Here is an 18,230-nt window from a genome sequence, read left to right on the forward strand (position 1 = left end):
GCGGCGGTGGCCTGAACCGAGACGGCCGGAACCGTAGTGGCCGCAGCGTGAGCGGCAGTTGCCGCGCCGACGACGTCAGCCGTCGCGGTGGCCGCGGCCGCGGCGGGGAGGGCCTCGCCGTCGGCGGCGGCCGGGTCGGTGACCGAGGTCGGATCGGATTGCGCGGCGGCGCCCGAAACGGCGGGCGACCCGATGGTCCGGGGACTCAACGCTCGCCTCCGCGGCCGCCGCCGGTATTCAGCGGCCGTACCGGCCGACCGCTCCCACCCGCGTACCAGGCCCGGCCTGACCGCACCGGTCGACCGGATTGGTGGGCGGCCCACCGGATCGGTCCGTCTGGCCCAAGTACGGTGGAACGGTTGGGCGGCGTGCTTGGCATGGTGCGTCCTCCTCGCTCGATCCGGTGGCCCCGGTCCGCCCGGAGCCCCGTGGACGGCGGCTTCCTGGTGACGGGCGCAGTGGCGGGACCGCCGCAGGGAAGCCGAGATGTGAGCCTAGAAGAACCGTTCGGTTTCCTGCGAGGTGGCCCTGCTCCCAGCGTGCCGGTACCGGGCCCCGCTTCGGAGGCCGCCCGGCCGCGATCGGCGCGGGCGCTCGGCGCGCGGGCCTGGATCGGCGCGCGGGCGCGGTCGCCGATCGCGCCCATCTCCACCATGGACCCGCCGCCCGAGTTCGGCAGCGCAAACGGCCAAGGCACGGCATTTCCACGCCGGATGGGTGACAGCTGCTCAGCCCGCGGTACGAACCGGGTGCACGCGACGGCTCAGGGAAGCCCGCCTCGTCGCCCGCCCTGACTCCTCAGGAACATCCGGGGAACACCGGCGTGAACACCGGCCGATGCCGTGCCTCGATGTGCCCCGCCGAGCACGGACGTGCCTCGGCTGCCGTCCAGGGCGCGCGACATGGCGATATCGGGGACCGGCGGGCGGTCGCCCGGGCACGGCGGTGGAACACCTCGGGCACGAACGTGCACGTACGGGCACGCACCTACGGGCACGCACGTACACGACCGACCGGAACCCTGGTGCCCGCCCCGAGCGCGCAGCCGCTCCCGACCGTCCGCCCTCAGCCCCCGTCGCCCATCAGCCCGGCGTCGCGGGCGAGGAGCGCCGCCTGGACCCGGTTGCCGACTCCGAGCCCGGTGAGGATCCGGCTGACGTGCGCCTTGACGGTGCTCTCGCGCATCCCGAGCACGCCCGCGATCTCCGCATTGGAGAGCCCGTCGGCGAGTTCGCGCAGCACGTCGGTCTCCCGCGGGGTGAGCCCGGCGACCCGGTTACGGGCGGCCACGGACCGGGGCGCCCCGACCCGGTGGTACCGGTCGATCAGCCGCCGCGCGGCCGCCGGGTGCAGCATTCCCTGGCCGCCCGCGACGACATGGACGGCACGGGCGATCTCCGCGGGCGGGGTGTCCTTCAGCAGGAAGCCGTCCGCCCCGGCCGCCAGCGCCTGGTACACGTACTCGTCCAGGTCGAAGGTGGTGAGGGCGATGACCCGCGGGCCGTCGGGGAGTTCGCGCAGCCGCCGGGTGGCGGCGATCCCGTCGAGCCGGGGCATGCGGATGTCCATCAGTGCGACGTCGATCCGCCGACTGCCGGCGAGTTCGACGGCCTGCAGCCCGTCGGCGGCCTCGGCGACCACGGTGAGCGCCGGGTCCTGGGTCAGGAGGTCGACCAGGCCGAGGCGCACCAGCGCGTCGTCGTCGACCACCATGGTTCGGATCATGCGGCGCCCTTCGGCTGCGTTCTCGGTTCCTGCTCCGGTTCCATCGGCTCCTTCGACGCCCCTTGCGCCCCTTGCGTCCCTTCCGGCGACTGCCGTGCCCGTCGTATCCCTTGCCCCGGCCGCGGCGACGCCCGCCCCGGCCGGGGAGCCGGACCGTCGCCACGGGCGGAAGCCCGGTCGGGCACCCCCGGCGGCGGGCGGTCCGGCGCGGGTAACCGGGCGGAGAGCCGGAAGCCTCCGCTGCCGTCCGGACCGGCGTCGAGGCGGCCGCCGAGGGCACCGACCCGTTCGGCCAGCCCCACCAGCCCGTACCCGCTTCCGGCGCCCGTCCCGTCCGGCGGCGCCCCGCCCGGACCGTTGCGGACCTCGACCGTCGTCGCCGGCGCCCCGTAGCCGACCCGGACGGTGACGGGCGCGGCGTACGCGTACCTGCGGGCGTTGGTCAGCGCCTCCTGGACCAGCCGGTGCACGGCCAGCCGGTGGGTGGTCGGGACGGTCTCCGGGTCTCCGGAGAGGGCGAGTTCGACCTGTTGCCCGGCCTGGGTCGCCTCGCCGACGAGTTCGGTGAGGTCGCGCAGGGCTGGTGCCGGGACCAGCCCGGCCTCGGCGGGCACGGACGGCTCGCCCCCCGGGGCAGGCGGGGCCGGCGGGTCGGCCCGCAGCGCGCCCAGGACGTCGCGCAGGTCGTCGAGTGAACGGGCGGCGGTGGCGCGCAGCAGTTCGAGGCGGTGGGTGAGCCGGTCGAGGTCGGCGGCGACGGTGCCGGCGCCGGCCTGGTCGCGCAGCACCCCGGCGTGCAGCACCAGGAGGCTGAGCCGGTGGGCCAGCACGTCGTGCATCTCCCGGGCGATCCGGGCGCGTTCGGCGGCCCGGGCCTGTTCGGCGCGCAGCTCACGCTCGCGACGCAGCGCGTCCACCTGCTCGTGCAAGGTGCGGATCAGCACCCGTCTGCCGTGCAGCCACAGACCGACGGCCAGGACGGCGGCCTGGACGAGGAGTTGGGACCCGGCGCTGCCGAACCAGCCGACCAGCGAATCCGCGGCCGTCGCGCTGGTCACGGCGATGACCGCGCCGCCCGCGATGGCGGGGCCCGTCCGGCCGAGGTAGGCGAGGTGGAAGACGCTGAACAGGCCGGGGAAGGCCCGGTTGAACAGCCCGCCGGTGAGCACCGGCAGCACGGCCGCGGCCACCGGGTGGCGGCGGGCGAAGAGGAGCGAGAGCGCGGCGAGCGCGGCCACCACCGTACGCGCCAGGCGCAGCGGCCCGTCGGACCGCGTCCACTGGACCAGCGCCTCCTCGACCGCCAGGGCGAGCACGCCGATCAGCAACAACGTGTCCGTCCCGGCCCGGTGGTCCGGCCCGTACCAGCCCAGCACACTCCTGCGCATGGCGCTCCTCCTCTCCCTCTCCCCACTCCGAGAGCCTTCCGCACGTCCGCCGTCCGGGACTTCGGGCTCGATGCTAGGGGCGCTCGGCCGCGGACCGCCTCTGTCTTCCGGCTAACGTCACCCTCGACTTTCGTCGGGGGTCGGCGCCGCTGACCGGCCGATTCGCGGCGGCCCGGCCCTGCCTAGCGTCGACGGCATGACCGACGAACGGCTCCACCACCGCCCCGACTCCCCTGCCGCCCGGTACAGTTCGCCCTCCGGCGGGGACCATCTGCTGTTCCTCGCCGAGGCGCTGCGCGCCTTCCACGACACCGGCGCGCTGGCTCCGAGCGGCCCGGAGCTGGTGAACGCGCTGGTGGTACCGGCCACCAGCCGCCCGAACCGTCCGATCTCGGTGCTGGAGGTCGGCGCCGGCACGGGCGCGGTGACCCGACGGCTGGCCCAGGTGCTGCGCCCGGGCGACCGGTTGCACGTCGTCGAGGCCAACCCGCGGTTCGCCGACCGGCTGCGGGGGGACCCGGTCCTGGCCGCGCGCCACCCGGGGGTGGGGCTGCGGCTGTCGGCCTGCCGGATCGAGGAACTGGCGGAGTACCGCCCGCCGCTGCCGGCAGGGGCCGAACCGGAGGACGGCGCACAGCGGTACGACGTGATCGTGTCCGGGCTGCCGTTCACCAACTTCGAGCCCGCGCAGGTGCGCGACATCCTCGACCTCTACCTGCGGCTGCTGGCGCCCGGCGGTGAGCTGACGTACTTCGGGTACCTCGGCACGACGACGGCCCGCCTCCTCGCCTCGGGCCCCCGCCGGGGCGCCCGTCACCGGGCGGTGGTGCGGCTGCTGCGACGGTTCGAGGCGACGTACGGCCTGGGTGAGCGCACGGTGTGGCGCAACGTGCCGCCCGCCCGCGCCCACCTCCTGCGGGCGCCGGGCGGGCGCGAGACCTGGGCACCGGCCGAAGAAGGCCCCGCCGCCGACACGACGGACGGGACGGGGGCGGGACGGAGGCCGCCGGCCAGGAACAGATGACAGAAGACAGAAGACAGATTTCAACTTTCAGATGACAGACGACAGCGAACAGATTTTGAAATCTGTTCGCTGTCGTGCCATAGTGACACCCGGGCCACCCTGCCCCCGCCTCCCGGCACCGCACTGTCCCCTTGGAGCACCCGTGTCCTCGCACACCCGCCCCGCCCAGCGCACCCTCGGCACCGCCGGCCCGGTCACCTCGGCCCTCGGCCTCGGCTGCATGGGCATGTCCGACCTCTACGGCCCGGCCGACGAGGCCGAGAGCATCGCCACCATCCACGCCGCCCTCGACGCCGGGATCACCCTCCTCGACACCGGTGACTTCTACGGCATGGGCCACAACGAGCTGCTGATCCACGAGGCGCTGCGCGGCCGCGACCGCGAGAGCGTGCAGATCAGCGTGAAGTACGGCGCCCAGCGCGGCCCCGACGGCCAGTGGCTCGGCTACGACACGAGCCCCGCCGCCACCAAGACCGCGCTCACCTACACCCTGCGCCGCCTGCGCACCGACCACGTCGACGTCTACCGCCCGGCCCGCCTGGACCCGAACGTCCCGATCGAGGAGACCGTCGGCGCCATCGCCGACCTGGTGAAGGCTGGCTACGTCCGCCACATCGGGCTCTCCGAGGTCGGCGCCGACACCCTGCGCCGGGCCGCCGCCGTCCACCCGATCAGCGACCTCCAGATCGAGTACTCACTGCTCTCCCGCTCGATCGAGACCGCCGTCCTGCCCGCCGCCCGCGAACTCGGCATCGGCGTCACCGCCTACGGCGTGCTCTCCCGCGGCCTGCTCAGCGGCCACTGGGGCTCGGACCGCGCCCTCGCCGGCACCGACTTCCGCAGCCACAGCCCCCGCTTCCAGGGCGAGAACCTGACCCACAACCTGGCCCTGGTCGAAGCCCTGCGCGAGATCGCCGCCGCGCGGGGTGCGACCGTCGCCCAGGTCGCCATCGCCTGGGTGGCCTCGCGCGGGCAGGACGTCGTCCCGCTGGTCGGCGCCCGTCGCCGGGACCGTCTGACCGAGGCCCTCGGCGCACTCGACGTCACGCTGACCGAAGCCGACCTCGCCGCCGTCGAGGCCGCCGTACCCGCCGGCTCCGCCGCCGGTGACAGGTACGCTGCCGCACAGATGGCCCACCTGGACAGCGAGCACTGACCGCCCCACCGGCGCCATCGGCGCACGCCCCGACCGCACGACCCTAAGGACGGACCTCCCCGTGACCACGGACACCACACTCACCGCCGAGCAGATCCTGATCGCGGCGGAGGACGTCCTCCGGCGGTTCGGCCCGGCCAAGGCCACCGTCGTGGACGTCGCCCGCATCCTCGGCGTCAGCCACAGCAGCGTCTACCGGCACTTCCCCAGCAAGGCCGCGCTGCGCGAGGCGGTCACCCAGCGCTGGCTCGACCAGGCGCACCACGACCTGGCGGCCGTCTCCAACGAGGGCGGCCCCGCCGCCGACCGGCTGCACCGCTGGCTGACCACGCTGTTCGCGGCCAAGCGGAAGAAGGCGCTGGACGACCCGGAGCTGTTCGCCACCTACATGGTGCTGGTGGAGGAGAACAGCGGCCTGGTGGACACCCACATCGACACCCTGGTCGACCAGATCGCGCAGATCGTCGCGGACGGGATCGAGAGCAAGGAGTTCAAGCTCGCCCACATCCGCGACACCGCCCGCGCCGTCTTCGACGCCACCGGCCCCTTCCACGACCCGGTCTACGCCTCCACCTGGTCCGCCCCCGGGGCGGACGACCGGTTCGAGGGCGTCTGGAAGCTCGTCCTCGGCGGCCTGAAGGCGAAGTGACCGGCCATCGGTGAGGGCCGCCGGTCATGAGGCGCGAGTGACCGGGGCGCCGGCCGGCGGAGAAAACCGCTGGTCGGCGCCTCACCCGACCGGCAGACTGCCCCGCACGGTTGATCTCACCTGGAGGATGACATGCGTGCGGCCGGCTCGGTCCTGGACAGCCTCGAGGGACTCGCCCTCGGCGACGCCTTCGGCGACCGCTGGTTCTCGGTCCCGCTGGACGAGGCGCCCGCCGCCCTGGCCGCCCGGCTGGTCCGGCCCGCACCCTGGCACTGGACCGACGACACCGCCATGGCGCTCGTCCTGGTCCGCCACCTGCTCGACACGGGCGAGGTCCGTCCGGACGCCCTCGCCCAGGAGTTCGCCGCCGAGTACACCCGCGAGTACGGGCGCAAGTACGGCCCGTCGATGCACCGGGTGCTGCGCGGGATCGGCGCCGGCGGGGACTGGCGCGCCATCACCGCGGGCCAGTTCGAGGGCCAGGGCTCGCACGGCAACGGTGCCGCGATGCGGGTCGCCCCGCTGGGGGCCTGGTTCGCCGACGACCTCGACGCGGTGGTCCGGCAAGCCGAACTCCAGGCGCTCACCACCCACTTCCACCCGGAGGCGGTCGCCGGCGCACCCTGGAGGGCTGGGGAGACAAGGACACCACCTGCGCCATCGCGGCCGGCGTGGTCGCCGCCCGGACGGGGTTCGCGGACGTGCCGTCCGGCTGGCTCGCCGCGCGCGAGCGACTCCCGGGCCGGGTCGCCGAGGTGTCCCGGGCCGCCGCCACCCGGTGACCGGTGACAGCGGGACCGCCGCCCGGTGGCCCGTGTCGGACGGGCGGCGCCCGGTGCCGGGCGGGCCGCCGCCCAGTGGTCAGCGCCGGGTGATGAAGCGGAACACCCGGTAGGCGAGCAGCAGGACCATCGCGCCACCGATCGCCGACACCCAGGTCGTGACGTCGAGGAGGCTCGGCTTCACCGCCCCGTGCATCCAGTGCGTGACGATCCAGGCGCCGATGTAGGAGCCGGTGATGCCGATCAGGGTGCTGCCGATCAGACCGCGCTCCCCCCTCGACATCGCCATCCTGGCCAGGGTCCCCGACACCAGGCCCAGCACGATCCACGCCATCCAGCTCATCCGCCGCCCCTTGCGTCATCGGTGTGACGACCCCGTCGAGCCCCCGAGTCCGACCGGAAGGACGTTCGGGGGCCTCGCGCCGTTCCAGCAGGTCGGCAGGACCGGTTCGAACCGGCCAACCGGGCTCTGCCGCGCCGGGCGGCGGCGGCCCTCGCGGCACCACCCGGGTCCTCACGGCACCGCCCGGGCGCCCTCACGGCACCGAGACGGCAGCGAACCAGCCCCTCAGCGGCGCGAGTTGCCGAACAGCAGCCGGTAGACGATCAGCAGCACCAGGGCACCGCCGATCGCCGACACCCAGGTCGCCGCGTCGAAGAAGTGCGCGGTGACCGAGCGGTGCAGGAAGTGCGACGCGATCCAGCCGCCGACGAAGGACCCGGCGATGCCGATCAGGGTGGTCACGATCAGGCCGCCCGGGTCCTTCCCCGGCAGCAGCAGCTTGGCCAGCGCGCCCGCCAGCAGGCCCAGTACGATCCACGCGACGATGCTCATCCGTCATCCCCTCCCGTCCGAGGCGTGACGGGCCCCGTCCCGTCCGCTCTGCCCGCAAGGACGCCGCCGGCCGTCGCCCGGTTCCGCCGACCGGCTCCACCACATGCGGAACGGCGCTCCAAACCGGTGGAAGGGCCGGACCGCCCGCGCGTGGCGCCCTTCCCGTGAACCCGTCCGCGCCGAAATACTGCGGCCATGCGCATCCTGATCGCCACCGCCGGCTCCCGGGGGGACGTGGCCCCGTTCACCGGGCTCGGCTCCCGCCTGCGGGCGGCCGGCCATCAGGTGGCCGTCGCCACCCACGACACCTTCGCCGAGTCGGTGCGGGCCGCCGGACTGGAGTACCGCCCGCTGCCGGTCGACCCGCGCGCCGAACTCGCCTCCGCCGAGGGCCGCCGCCTGCTGCGGGCCGGCGGCAGACCGGACGCGGTCCTGCAACTCCTGCGGCTCGGAAGGAAGTTCATGCCCGCACTCGGCGACGGCATCGCCGACGCCACGGCACTCGGCACCGACCTGCTGCTGACCACCAGCACCACCAGTGCGCTCGGCCAGGTCGTCGCCGAGGCGGCCGGCATCCCCACCATCGGACTGTATCTCCAACCCCTCGCGCCCACACAGGAGTTCGCTCCGGCCGTCGCCGGCACCCGGTCGCTCGGGCGGCCCGGAAACCTGCTGGCGGGGCACGCCGTCCAGGCCATGACCGACCAGCTGTTCGTCCCGGCCGTCCGCGGGCTGCGCCGACGGCTCGGCCTGCCGCCGATCGGGATCGCCCGGGCCCGCCGCAACCACCCAGTCCTGCACGGCTTCTCACCCCTGGTGGTGCCCCGACCCGCCGACTGGCACCCCCGACTGGACGTGGCGGGCTACTGGTGGCCGGCCGACCGACCCGACTGGCAGCCGCCGGCCCGGCTGCTCGACTTCCTCGCCGCCGGTCCGCCGCCTGTCTTCGTCGGCTTCGGCAGCCTGGTCGTCCCCGACGCCGAGCGGCTCACCGCGACCGTCCTCGCCGCCGCCCGCACCGCGCGGGTGCGCCTGCTCCTCCAGTCGGGCTGGAGCGAACTGACCGCCGAGGACTCGGACTCCGTCCTGACCATCGGCGACACCCCGCACGACTGGCTCTTCCCCCGCACCGCCGCCGTGGTCCACCACGCGGGCGCCGGCACCACGGCCGCCGCCCTCCGCTCCGGGACTCCCACCGTGCCGGTGCCCGCCCAACTCGACGCGCCGTTCTGGGCCGCCCGGCTCGCCCGGCTGGGCGTCTCCCCCGGCCCCGTCCCGCTGCGCGCCCTTACGGCCGGCCACCTCGCCACCGCCCTTCGTCTGACCCTCGACGACGCCCGCTACCGCATCCGCGGCCAGGCCGTCGCCGCCGCCCTGGCCGGCGAGGACGGCGCGGAAAAGGTCCTCACCGCCGTCGACCGCGCGACGGCAGCGGCCGGGTGACGAGCGACAGGCGACAGGCGACAGGCGACAGGCGACAGCGAACAACGGACGGCGAACAGCTGACAGATTTCAACATCTGTCAGCTGTTCGCCGTCTTCTGTCAGCCCCGCCCCTCCTCCTCCGCCGCCCGCCTCCGAACACCCCGCTCAGCCCCAGGTACACCACGGCCGCCGCCGTCAGCCCGACCGCCCAGCCGTAGTCGGCGAGCGGCTTGAGGACGGGTATCAGGCCGTCCGCCGGGAACGGGCCCTGCTTCGCCCCTTCGGCGCCGAGGGTGGAGTACGAGCCGCCGACGGCCAGCACACCACCCACCAGCAGCGCCACGACGGCCCGCCAGTTCCACCCGGCCGCGTACCAGTACGCCCCACCCGGTCGATACAGCTCGGCGAGCCGCAGACGGGTGCGCCGCAGCGCCCAGTAGTCCGCGATCAGCACCCCCGCCACCGTGCCGAGCAGCCCGCCGACCACGCCCAGCCAGGTGAAGATGTACATGTGCGGGTCGGAGATCAGCCGCCACGGGAAGATGGCGATCCCGACCACGCCCGTGATCAGCGCGCCGGTACGGAAGCCGACCAGACGGGGCAGCAGGTTGGCGAGGTCGTAGGCCGGCGAGACCACGTTGGCGGCGATGTTCACCGACAGCGTCGCGACCAGCACGGTCAGCAGCGCGAACAGGATGCCGACCGGGTTCTCCATCTTGGCCGCCAGCTGGATCGGGTCCCACACCGGCACCCCGTAGACCGCCTCGGAGCCCGAGGTGACCAGCACGGACAGGAACGCGAAGAGCGTCATCGTGGTCGGCAGGCCGAGCGCCTGCCCGCGGATCTGGGCCCGCTGGCTGCCGCCGAAGCGGGTGAAGTCGGGGATGTTCAGCGAGAGCGTGGACCAGAACCCGATCATGCCCATCAGCGCCGGGAAGAAGACCTTCCAGAAGCCTCCGCCCCAGCCCAGCCTGGACGGCTGGTCGAGCAGCGGCCCGAGCCCGCCCGCCTTGACGGTGATCCACACCAGCAGTGCGAGCGCACCGACGATGACGAACGGCGCCGCCCAGTTCTCGAACCGCCGCAGTGCCTCCATCCCGCGCGCGATGATGGCCATCTCGATCAGCCAGAACAGCAGGAAGGAGAGCAACTGCGTCCACGGGTAGCCGCCCAACTCACCGGCCGTGCGCCAGGATTCGCCCATCAGCTTGCCCGCCAGCAGGAAGATGCCCTCGCCGCCGATCCAGGTCTGGATGCCGAACCAGGCGCAGGCCACCGCCGCCCGCAGCAGGGCGGGCAGGTTGGCGCCGCGCAGCCCGAAGGAGGCGCGGGCGAAGACCGGGAACGGGATGCCGTACTTGGTGCCGGCGTGCCCGGTGAGCAGCATCGGGACGAGCACGACGAGGTTGGCGAGCGCGATGGTCAGAACGGCCTGTTTCCAGTCCATGCCGAGCGTGACCAGGCCCGAAGCCAGGGTCCAGGACGGGATGTTGTGGGCCATGCCGACCCAGAGCGCGAGGAAGTTGTAGGTGGTCCAGGTGCGCCGCGCCACCGGGACCGGCCTCAGGTCGTCGCTGGTGAAGCCGTTGGGCGGCAGTTCCCCGACGGCCGGGTCGAGTTCGACCCGGCCGTCGGGGTGACGCCGCTGTCCGCCGCCGCTGGTCTCGGTTTCGGGCATGGACAACTCCCGTCCGCCGCGGGCGGATCCGCGGCTGAGCTCAGGTGGGGGTCACAGGCGGGTCCGAGGACACGTTCGAGGACAGGTCCACGGGAAGGCCTACGGGCTGGTTCACGGGCTGGTTCACGATCGCTGCGGGCGGGAGGTCACAGGTGCGGGATGACGTCCGTCCCGTACGCGTCGATGGTGGTCTCGATCGCGTCGTGCATGGCGTAGACGGCGAACTGGTCGACGCCGAGCGAGCGGAGCTCCGCCAGCCGGGCCCGCTGCACCTCGGCCGGGCCGATCAGGCAGAAGCGGTCCACGATCTCGTCCGGGACGAAGGCCGTGTCCGGGTTCCCGGCCCGGCCGTGGTGGCTGTAGTCGTAGCCCTGGCGGTCCTTGATGTAGTCGGTGAGTGCCTCCGGCACCAGGTCGGAGTGCTCGCCGTAGTGGCCGACCAGGTCGGCCACGTGGTTGCCGACCATCCCGCCGAACCAGCGGCACTGCTCCCGGGCGTGGGCGAGCGCCTCCGGCGAGTCGTCGGCGGTGACGTAGGCCGGGGCGGCGACGCAGACGGTGACCGAATCCGGGTCCCGTCCGGCCTCGACGGCGGCGGCCCGGACCGCCTTGACCATGAACTCGGTGAGATAGGGGTCGGCCAACTGGAGGATGAAGCCGTCCGCCTGACGACCGGTCAGGCTCAGCGCCTTCGGCCCGTACGCCCCCATCCAGACGGGCAGCGACGCGTCGGCGCCGACCCACGGCAGGTGCATCTCGGTGCCGTCCACCTCGGCGGTGCGCCCCTCGGCCAACTCCTTGATGGCGTGCATGGCTTCGGAGAGCCGGGCGAGGGTGGCGGGGCGTCGCCCGGCGACCCGCATGGCGGAGTCGCCGCGGCCGATGCCGCAGACGGTCCGGTTGCCGTACATGTCGTTGAGCGTGGCGAACATGGAGGCGGTCACCTCCCACGTACGGGTGGAGGGGTTGGTGACCATCGGGCCGACGGTCATCCGCTCGGTCTCGGCGAGGATCCGGCTGTAGATGACGAAGGGCTCCTGCCAGAGCACGCACGAGTCGAAGGTCCAGCCGTGGGTGAAACCGGCCCGCTCGGCGCGGACCATCCGGTCGATGAGCAACCGGGCGGGCGGGTCGGTCTGGAGGACGAGGCCGATGTCCATGAGGAGCTCCAGGTAAGGGGGTTCGACCGCCGCCGCCCGGTCGCCCCGCCGAGACGGTACGGCGGACAGCAGGCGGGCGGCGGGCGGGGGCGGGCGGCGGCGGGTGGACGACGAAGAGCGGGAGAGGCGGAGGGCCCAGGGGACAACCGCGGGAGGGTGTCAGACCAGGTACTGGCAGGTGTCCCGGCGCAGGAAGGTGCCGTGGCCGGCCCGGCCGAGCCAGTGGCCGCCGTCCAGCACGACGGTGCCGCGCGACATCACCGTCCGCGCCCGGCCGGTGAGTCGGCGGCCCTCGTAGGCCGAGTAGTCCACGTTCATGTGGTGGGTCGCGGCGGAGACGGTCTGCACCGCGGTGGGGTCGTAGACCACCAGGTCGGCGTCGGCGCCCGGGGCGACGGTGCCCTTGCGCGGGTGCAGGCCGAACATCCGGGCCGGGGTGGTGCAGGCGATCTCGACCCAGCGGCGGCGGCTGATGTGCCCGTCCACCACGGCCTGGTGGAGCAGGTCCATCCGGTTCTCGACGCCCGGCAGGCCGTTGGGAATCTTCGAGAAGTCGCCCCGGCCCAGCTCCTTCTGGCCGACGAAGCAGAACGGGCAGTGGTCGGTGGAGACCACCTGGAGGTCGTTGGTGCGCAGCCCGCGCCAGAGCGCCTCCTGGTGCTCGCGCGGCCTGAGCGGCGTGCTGCACACGTACTTGGCGCCCTCGAAGCCGTCGACTCCCTCCTCGGCGAGGTTGTCGGTGGAGAGGAAGAGGTACTGCGGGCAGGTCTCGCCGAAGACGTTGAGGCCGGCGTCCCTGGCCCGGGAGAGTTCGGCGAGCGCGGCGGCGGCGGAGACGTGCACCACGTAGAGCGGGCTGCCGGCCACCTGGGCGAGCTTGATCGCCCGGTGGGTGGCCTCGGCCTCCAGCAGTTCGCGGCGGACCTCTCCGTGGTAGCGGGGGGCGGTCTTGCCGGCGGCGAGCGCCTGTTCGACCAGGACGTCGATGGCGATGCCGTTCTCCGCGTGCATCATGATCAGCCCGCCGTTGGCGGCGCCGCGCTGCATGGCGCGCAGGATGCGGCCGTCGTCGCTGTAGAAGACGCCGGGGTAGGCCATGAAGAGCTTGAAGGAGGTGGACTCGCCGGAGTCCACGAGGGCGTCCATCTCCTTCAGCACGGCGTCGTTGACGTCGGAGACGATGGTGTGGAAGGCGTAGTCGATCGCGCAGTTGCCCTCGGCCTTGGCGTGCCAGCCGTCCAGGCCCTCGCGCAGCGAGCCGCCGACCGGCTGGACGGCGAAGTCCACGATGGTGGTGGTGCCGCCCCAGGCGGCGGCCCGGGTGCCGGTCTCGAAGGTGTCGGAGGCCGCGGAGCCACCGAACGGCATCTCCATGTGGGTGTGGGCGTCCACGCCGCCCGGGATGACGTAGTGACCGGTGGCGTCGATGACGGTGTCGGCGGTCCAGGCCTCGGCGGCGGAGCTGCCGGTGGTGGCGAGGGCGGCGATCCGCTCGCCCTCGATCAGGACGTCGGCGTGGAGTTCCTCGGTGGCGGTGATGACGAGGCCGCCGCGGACGACGGTGCGCTGGTGCGGGTGTCGGGTGGTCATCGCGCGCTGCTCCTCACGCCTCGGCGAGCGGTCCGTAGGCGTCGGGGCGGCGGTCGCGGTAGAACGCCCATTGCTGGCGGACCTGTTCGATCAGGCCGAGGTCGAGGTCGCGGACGACGAGTTCCTCCTCCTTGTCGGAGGCGACGTCGCCGACGAACTGGCCGCGCGGGTCGACGAAGTAGGAGGTGCCGTAGAAGTCGTTGTCGCCGTACTCCTCGGTGCCGACGCGGTTGATCGCGGCGACGAAGTACTCGTTGGCGACGGCGGCGGCGGGCTGTTCGAGCTGCCACAGGTAGCCGGACAGGCCCCGGCTGGTGGCGGAGGGGTTGTAGACGATCTGCGCGCCGGCCAGGCCCAGCGCGCGCCAGCCCTCGGGGAAGTGGCGGTCGTAGCAGATGTACACGCCGACCTTGCCGACGGCGGTGTCGAACACGGGCCAGCCGAGGTTGCCGGGCTTGAAGTAGTACTTCTCCCAGAAGCCCTTGACCTGCGGGATGTGGTGCTTGCGGTACTTGCCGAGGTAGCTGCCGTCGGCGTCGATGACGGCGGCGGTGTTGTAGTAGACGCCGGTCTGATCCTCCTCGTAGACCGGGACGACCATCACCAGCCCGAGTTCGCGGGCGAGGTCCCGCATCCGGCGCACGGTCGGGCCGTCGGGGACGGCCTCGGCCCAGCGGTAGTGCTCGGCCTCCTGGACCTGGCAGAAGTACGGGGAGTTGAAGACCTCCTGGAAGCCGATGATCTTCGCGCCCTGGGCGGCGGCCTCGCGGGCGTACTGCTCGTGGAGCGCGATCATGCTCTCCTGGTCGCCGGTCCAGCGGGTCTGGACGAGCGCGGCACGGACGATCTGCGACATGGGTACCTCCGCAACTCCGCGGTCCGGCCGTGCGGTCGGGCCAGCGGTCTGAGGGTTGACGGGGTGGGTCTCACCCGCGGTTCCACTCGGGGAACCACAGGGTCTACGTGCGTAGAAAGCGATCTGTAGACGGTAGGCCCGGCCTCGGTGGCCTGACAATACGTTGGCGGAAACGCGTCTGGGGTGATCCTGTTGCGCGGACACGCGGACGGGCCCGGGTGTGATGAAAAGCTGATCTACCCCGGGAGTTGCCCTCTTACTCGTTCGAGTGAAACCAGCCATCCCTGGTGCGCGAACTGCGAGGGTGGGGTAAGACCCGCGTGGACATCACCGTGGACGACCACTCACCGTCAGTCCTCGGTGGTTTCATGCGAGTTCAGCGGCTCGGTCACGGGGGATCGGGGCGACCGAGCGGGGGTGACGACGATGGCGGTGACGAATTCCTCAGGTGCGGCGGCGGAAACGGCGGAGGTGGCGGCCACCACGGGCAACGCGGGCACCACGGGCACCGCGGCGGGCGGTTGCCCGGCGCCACGGCCGCCCGCCCTGCCCGCTTGGGCCGGCCTGCTGCTCGCCCTCGGCGCACTCCTGCCGGCCGTCCTCGGTGGGCTGCTGTTCCACCGCCTGGCGCCTCGCGTACCGGACATCGCCCTCCAACTGGCCGGTTCCCGGGTGGCCGCCGAGGCGGTGGTCGGCGGGCGCGCGGCGGACCACCTGGCCGCACTGCGCGCCGACGTCTGGCTGGCCGGCGGCTACGGGCTGACGCTGGTCGCCGCCGCACTGCTCGGCGGGTACGTGCTCGGGCCGGTGCGCCGACGCCTGCCGGCGCTCGCGGTGGGCGCCGCCGGGCTGCTCGCGGCCTGCTGCGACCTCGGGGAGGACGCGCTGCTGCGCGCGGGCCTCGTCGGTCTCCGCCCGGGCGCCGGCGGCTCCGACACGCCCTTCGCCGCCGCCACCGCGCTCGCCACCGTCAAGTGGCTGCTGCTCCTGCCCGCAGGGGCGGCCGCGGCAGGGATTCTGCTGGTGACCGCCACCCGCGCCGTACGCGGGCTCCGGCGGTCGCAGACGGACGAGAACGCCCGCGGCGCCGACTCCCCCGACCGCCCGGCGCTGGTCCCGCCCCGGCCCACGGCCACCCGGAACGACGCCTCGCCGAGCACCGCCACGGCTCCACACGCCCCTGACCGCTCGGGCGCCCCGGGCGCAACCGACCAGACCCCGGACACACCCGTCCGGCACGCCCGCTGGCGCGACGCCGCCCGGGTGCCGCCCGGCCGCGAGCCCGCCGAACTCGGCTTCTGCGCCTCCGGCGGCGGCATCCGCTCGGCCTGCGTCACCCTCGGCGCGCTCCAGTCGCTGCGGCCCTGGCTGAAACGGGCCCGCTACCTGGTCTCCGTCTCGGGCGGCGGCTACACCGTCGGCGCGCTCCAGCTCGCACTCAGCGACTCGGCGCCCGGCAGCCCGGTGCACGCCGTCTCGGGCCTGACGGCCGACACCGTACTGGAGCCCGGCTCCCCCGAGGAGGACCACCTCCGCCGGCACGGCAGGTACGTCGCGGAGGGCGCCGGCGGGTGGCTGGTCGCCCTCGGGACGCTGCTACGCGGAGTGCTGTCCGCCCTCACCCTGCTGCTGGCCGCCGTCCTGACGATCGGCCTGGGGCTCAGCCGCTGCTACCGGGCCGTGCCGCTCACCGACCTGGGACACCTGGCGGCCGCCGGGCTGCGCCGCACCGCCGCCGCACCGGGGCCGCTGGAGTTCCGGGCACCGGCGCTGGCCGCCCTCGGCGTCCTGCTCGCCACGGCCGCCGGCTGCTGGCTGCTCTGGCTGCTGCTCTTCCCCTCGTTAGGCTGGCAGTCGCCGCTGCCACGCGTGCTGCGCCGGGCCAATCTCGGCCTGCTCGGGCTGGCCGCCCTGCTGGCCGTCGGGGTGCTGGCGGTGCCGGGGCTGGCCTGGGCCGCGGTACGGCTCCAGCAGGCGGTGGCGGCGGGGCCGCAGCTGACCGGCGCGGGGCTCGGCCTGGCCGTGGCGCTCAGCTACCTGGCGCTGCTGCTCGCCATACTCCGGCGCGATCGCCGGACGCCCGGCCGGGGTGCCGCCGTGGCCGGCGCGACGGCCCGGCCCCGCGGCGGCCGCGCCGCCGGCCTCCCCCAGGTCCTCGTGGTGTGGGCCTCGCTCCTGGTGCTGACGGCCGGTGCGCTGCTGGCCCTCGGCTGGGCGGTCGCCACCGGGTACGCGTGGCCGACGGCCGTCCAGGTGCTGCTGCCGCTGGTGCTCGGCGCGGTCGGGCTGAACCTCGACCAGACCTGGGTCAGCCTGCACCCGTTCTACCGACTGCGGCTGGCCTCGGCGTTCGCGGTCCGGCGGGCCACCGAGGGCGGCCAGTCGATGGCCCGCCCGTACCACTTCTTCCGGGAGCAGACCTGGCTGAGCCACTACGGCGCCCGGCACCCCGAATTCCCCCAGGTGATCTTCTCCGCGGCGGCCAACCTGTCGGGCAACTCCCGTACACCGCCGGGCCGTCCGGCGGTCTCCTTCTCGCTCTCGTACGACTACGTGGGCGGTCCGGGCGTCGGGTACGCGCGCACCGACCTGCTGGAGCGGCGCACCCGTCCGCACATCGCCCGGGACCTCACCGTGCAGTCGGCGATGGCCGTCTCCGGCGCGGCCTTCTCCTCCGCGATGGGACGGGAATCCCGGGTCTACCAGCGGCTGTTCGCGGTGACCAACGCCCGCCTCGGGACGTGGCTGCCCAACCCCGCGGTGCTCGGCCCGGACTGGTCCGGGCCGCCGGACTGGCGCCGCCCCGCGCAGCCCGCCGTCCGCCGCCTCCCGTACCAGCTGCGGGAGCTGGTCGGGTGGTTCCCGGCCGACGACCGCTTCCTGCTCACCACCGACGGCGGCCACTACGAGAACCTCGGGCTGGTCGAGCTGCTGCGGCACCGGGTACGGACGGCGGTCTGCATCGACGCCAGCGGCGACGCGGGCTACGCCGCCAAGCTGGCCGCCGCGATCGCCCTGGCCCGTGAGGAGCTGGGCGTCGTCATCACCCTGCACGAGCCGGAACTGCTGGTCCCGGGCAGCGCCGCCGAGCAGCCCGCCGAACGCGGTGCCGCGGACGACGGCGGGAACGGCGGCGGGAACGGCGGCACGGACGGCCGCGGGAACGGCGGCACGGACGGCGGCGGGAACGGCGACGGGTACGACGGCAGGCACGGCCACCCGGGCCGCCGGCCACCGCTGCGCGGGCTCGCGGCGCAGCTGTCCGCCCGGCTGTCGGCCCGGGGCGTGATCACCGGAGACATCCGCTACCCGGACCTCGGCGAGGGGCCCGGGGCCGTCCGGCACGGCCGGCTGGTCCTCCTCCAGTCGGTGCTGACCCCCGACATGCCGTACGAGCTGCACGCCTACGCCATGGAGAACCGGGCCTTCCCGAACGACCGCACCAGCGACCAGTGGTTCGACCACCAGCAGTTCGACGCCTACCAGACGCTCGGCCGCCATCTGGGCGAGCAGGCCGCACCACTGGTCGAGCAGGCACTGGCCGGCCCGGCGCCGGTCGCCGAGGCCACGACCGCCGGCGTCCCGTCCGCCGAGGCTCCGGCCGCCACGGCTCCCCCGACGCCGCGCCGCGCCGCCGAGGAGTAGCGGACGGGGGTCCGACGGCCCCGACGGCGCCGGTAACGGACGGCGGCGGGCCGTCGGTTCGGCTTGACTTCGTCCGGTTCGCTCGGGAAGGATCCGGCGCATGGACTCCGGCGCCACTCTGGTATGCCGCCTGCACGTCGATCTGCGACGCCAGGCGAGTTCCATCTGTGCCTGTTGACCTTGCTCTCCCCCGCCGGTCCCGCCCTGTGACGTCTGCCAGGGCCCGCGCCGCGCACCCGCACCCGCAGTCCTGACCCCCGCCCCGCCCCGGCGCACCCGTACGTGCCGGGCCGCTCCGCCGGCCCGCGTCCGTCCACC

General features: G+C 73.9%; 15 protein-coding genes. 7 read left to right on the forward strand and 8 right to left on the reverse strand.

Features of this window, described 5'->3' with window-relative positions:
• Positions 1 to 1,065: 1,065 nt before the first annotated feature.
• Both ACIQI7_RS16130 and ACIQI7_RS16135 read right to left on the reverse strand, forming a co-directional pair.
• On the reverse strand, positions 1,066 to 1,725 hold the full coding sequence (locus ACIQI7_RS16130) for a response regulator (protein ID WP_401109887.1): 660 nt from the start codon (positions 1,723 to 1,725) through the stop codon (positions 1,066 to 1,068).
• A complete protein-coding gene (locus ACIQI7_RS16135; RefSeq protein WP_401109889.1) occupies positions 1,722 to 3,113 on the reverse strand; it encodes a histidine kinase in 1,392 nt (463 codons plus the stop codon). The genes ACIQI7_RS16130 and ACIQI7_RS16135 overlap by 4 nt, the downstream gene beginning before the upstream one ends.
• Before the next feature lie 196 nt (positions 3,114 to 3,309).
• Here ACIQI7_RS16135 and ACIQI7_RS16140 point away from each other — a divergent pair, with 196 nt between their 5' ends.
• The 4 genes from ACIQI7_RS16140 (at position 3,310) to ACIQI7_RS16155 (ending at position 6,731) form a co-directional block, all read left to right on the forward strand.
• Positions 3,310 to 4,137 (forward strand): class I SAM-dependent methyltransferase, encoded by an 828-nt coding sequence (locus tag ACIQI7_RS16140; RefSeq protein ID WP_401109891.1) that lies wholly within the window; start codon positions 3,310 to 3,312, stop codon positions 4,135 to 4,137.
• A gap of 220 nt (positions 4,138 to 4,357) precedes the next feature.
• Positions 4,358 to 5,293 carry an aldo/keto reductase gene (locus ACIQI7_RS16145; RefSeq protein ID WP_401110488.1) on the forward strand — a complete coding sequence of 312 codons (936 nt, stop codon included), beginning with the start codon at positions 4,358 to 4,360 and terminating at the stop codon, positions 5,291 to 5,293.
• Between the two features lie 61 nt (positions 5,294 to 5,354).
• Entirely contained in the window at positions 5,355 to 5,942 is a 588-nt protein-coding gene (locus tag ACIQI7_RS16150) for a TetR family transcriptional regulator (protein WP_401109894.1), read from the forward strand.
• 132 nt (positions 5,943 to 6,074) lie between these two features.
• Positions 6,075 to 6,731, forward strand: a complete 657-nt coding sequence (locus ACIQI7_RS16155) for an ADP-ribosylglycohydrolase family protein (RefSeq protein WP_401109897.1) — start codon at positions 6,075 to 6,077, stop codon at positions 6,729 to 6,731.
• Positions 6,732 to 6,803: 72 nt separating this feature from the next.
• Here ACIQI7_RS16155 and ACIQI7_RS16160 read toward each other — a convergent pair whose 3' ends face one another.
• Positions 6,804 to 7,067 carry a GlsB/YeaQ/YmgE family stress response membrane protein gene (locus ACIQI7_RS16160; RefSeq protein ID WP_401109899.1) on the reverse strand — a complete coding sequence of 88 codons (264 nt, stop codon included), beginning with the start codon at positions 7,065 to 7,067 and terminating at the stop codon, positions 6,804 to 6,806.
• A 225-nt stretch (positions 7,068 to 7,292) separates the two neighbouring features.
• On the reverse strand, positions 7,293 to 7,559 hold the full coding sequence (locus tag ACIQI7_RS16165) for a GlsB/YeaQ/YmgE family stress response membrane protein (protein WP_355254305.1): 267 nt from the start codon (positions 7,557 to 7,559) through the stop codon (positions 7,293 to 7,295).
• Between the two features lie 195 nt (positions 7,560 to 7,754).
• Here ACIQI7_RS16165 and ACIQI7_RS16170 point away from each other — a divergent pair, with 195 nt between their 5' ends.
• A complete protein-coding gene (locus ACIQI7_RS16170) occupies positions 7,755 to 9,002 on the forward strand; it encodes a glycosyltransferase (RefSeq protein ID WP_401109902.1) in 1,248 nt (415 codons plus the stop codon).
• A 69-nt stretch (positions 9,003 to 9,071) separates the two neighbouring features.
• Here ACIQI7_RS16170 and ACIQI7_RS16175 read toward each other — a convergent pair whose 3' ends face one another.
• The 4 genes from ACIQI7_RS16175 to ACIQI7_RS16190 form a co-directional block, all read right to left on the reverse strand.
• Positions 9,072 to 10,661, reverse strand: coding sequence for an NCS1 family nucleobase:cation symporter-1 (locus ACIQI7_RS16175; RefSeq protein WP_401109905.1), 1,590 nt, complete (start codon positions 10,659 to 10,661; stop codon positions 9,072 to 9,074).
• A 146-nt stretch (positions 10,662 to 10,807) separates the two neighbouring features.
• On the reverse strand, positions 10,808 to 11,821 hold the full coding sequence (locus ACIQI7_RS16180) for a TIGR03842 family LLM class F420-dependent oxidoreductase (RefSeq protein ID WP_401109906.1): 1,014 nt from the start codon (positions 11,819 to 11,821) through the stop codon (positions 10,808 to 10,810).
• A gap of 159 nt (positions 11,822 to 11,980) precedes the next feature.
• A complete protein-coding gene (gene hydA, locus ACIQI7_RS16185; protein ID WP_401109909.1) occupies positions 11,981 to 13,411 on the reverse strand; it encodes a dihydropyrimidinase in 1,431 nt (476 codons plus the stop codon).
• A 13-nt stretch (positions 13,412 to 13,424) separates the two neighbouring features.
• Positions 13,425 to 14,267: a nitrilase-related carbon-nitrogen hydrolase gene (locus tag ACIQI7_RS16190; protein WP_401109912.1), complete on the reverse strand. Its 843-nt coding sequence runs from the start codon at positions 14,265 to 14,267 to the stop codon at positions 13,425 to 13,427.
• A 471-nt stretch (positions 14,268 to 14,738) separates the two neighbouring features.
• On the opposite strand from ACIQI7_RS16190, the gene ACIQI7_RS16195 reads away from it, so the two are divergent.
• Positions 14,739 to 17,912, forward strand: a complete 3,174-nt coding sequence (locus ACIQI7_RS16195; protein WP_401109915.1) for a hypothetical protein — start codon at positions 14,739 to 14,741, stop codon at positions 17,910 to 17,912.
• 100 nt (positions 17,913 to 18,012) lie between these two features.
• Positions 18,013 to 18,090, forward strand: coding sequence for a putative leader peptide (locus ACIQI7_RS16200; RefSeq protein ID WP_107086570.1), 78 nt, complete (start codon positions 18,013 to 18,015; stop codon positions 18,088 to 18,090).
• Positions 18,091 to 18,230: the final 140 nt, after the last annotated feature.

It is taken from the genome of Kitasatospora sp. NPDC092039 (genome assembly GCF_044756065.1).
Taxonomy (GTDB): Bacteria; Actinomycetota; Actinomycetes; order Streptomycetales; family Streptomycetaceae; genus Kitasatospora.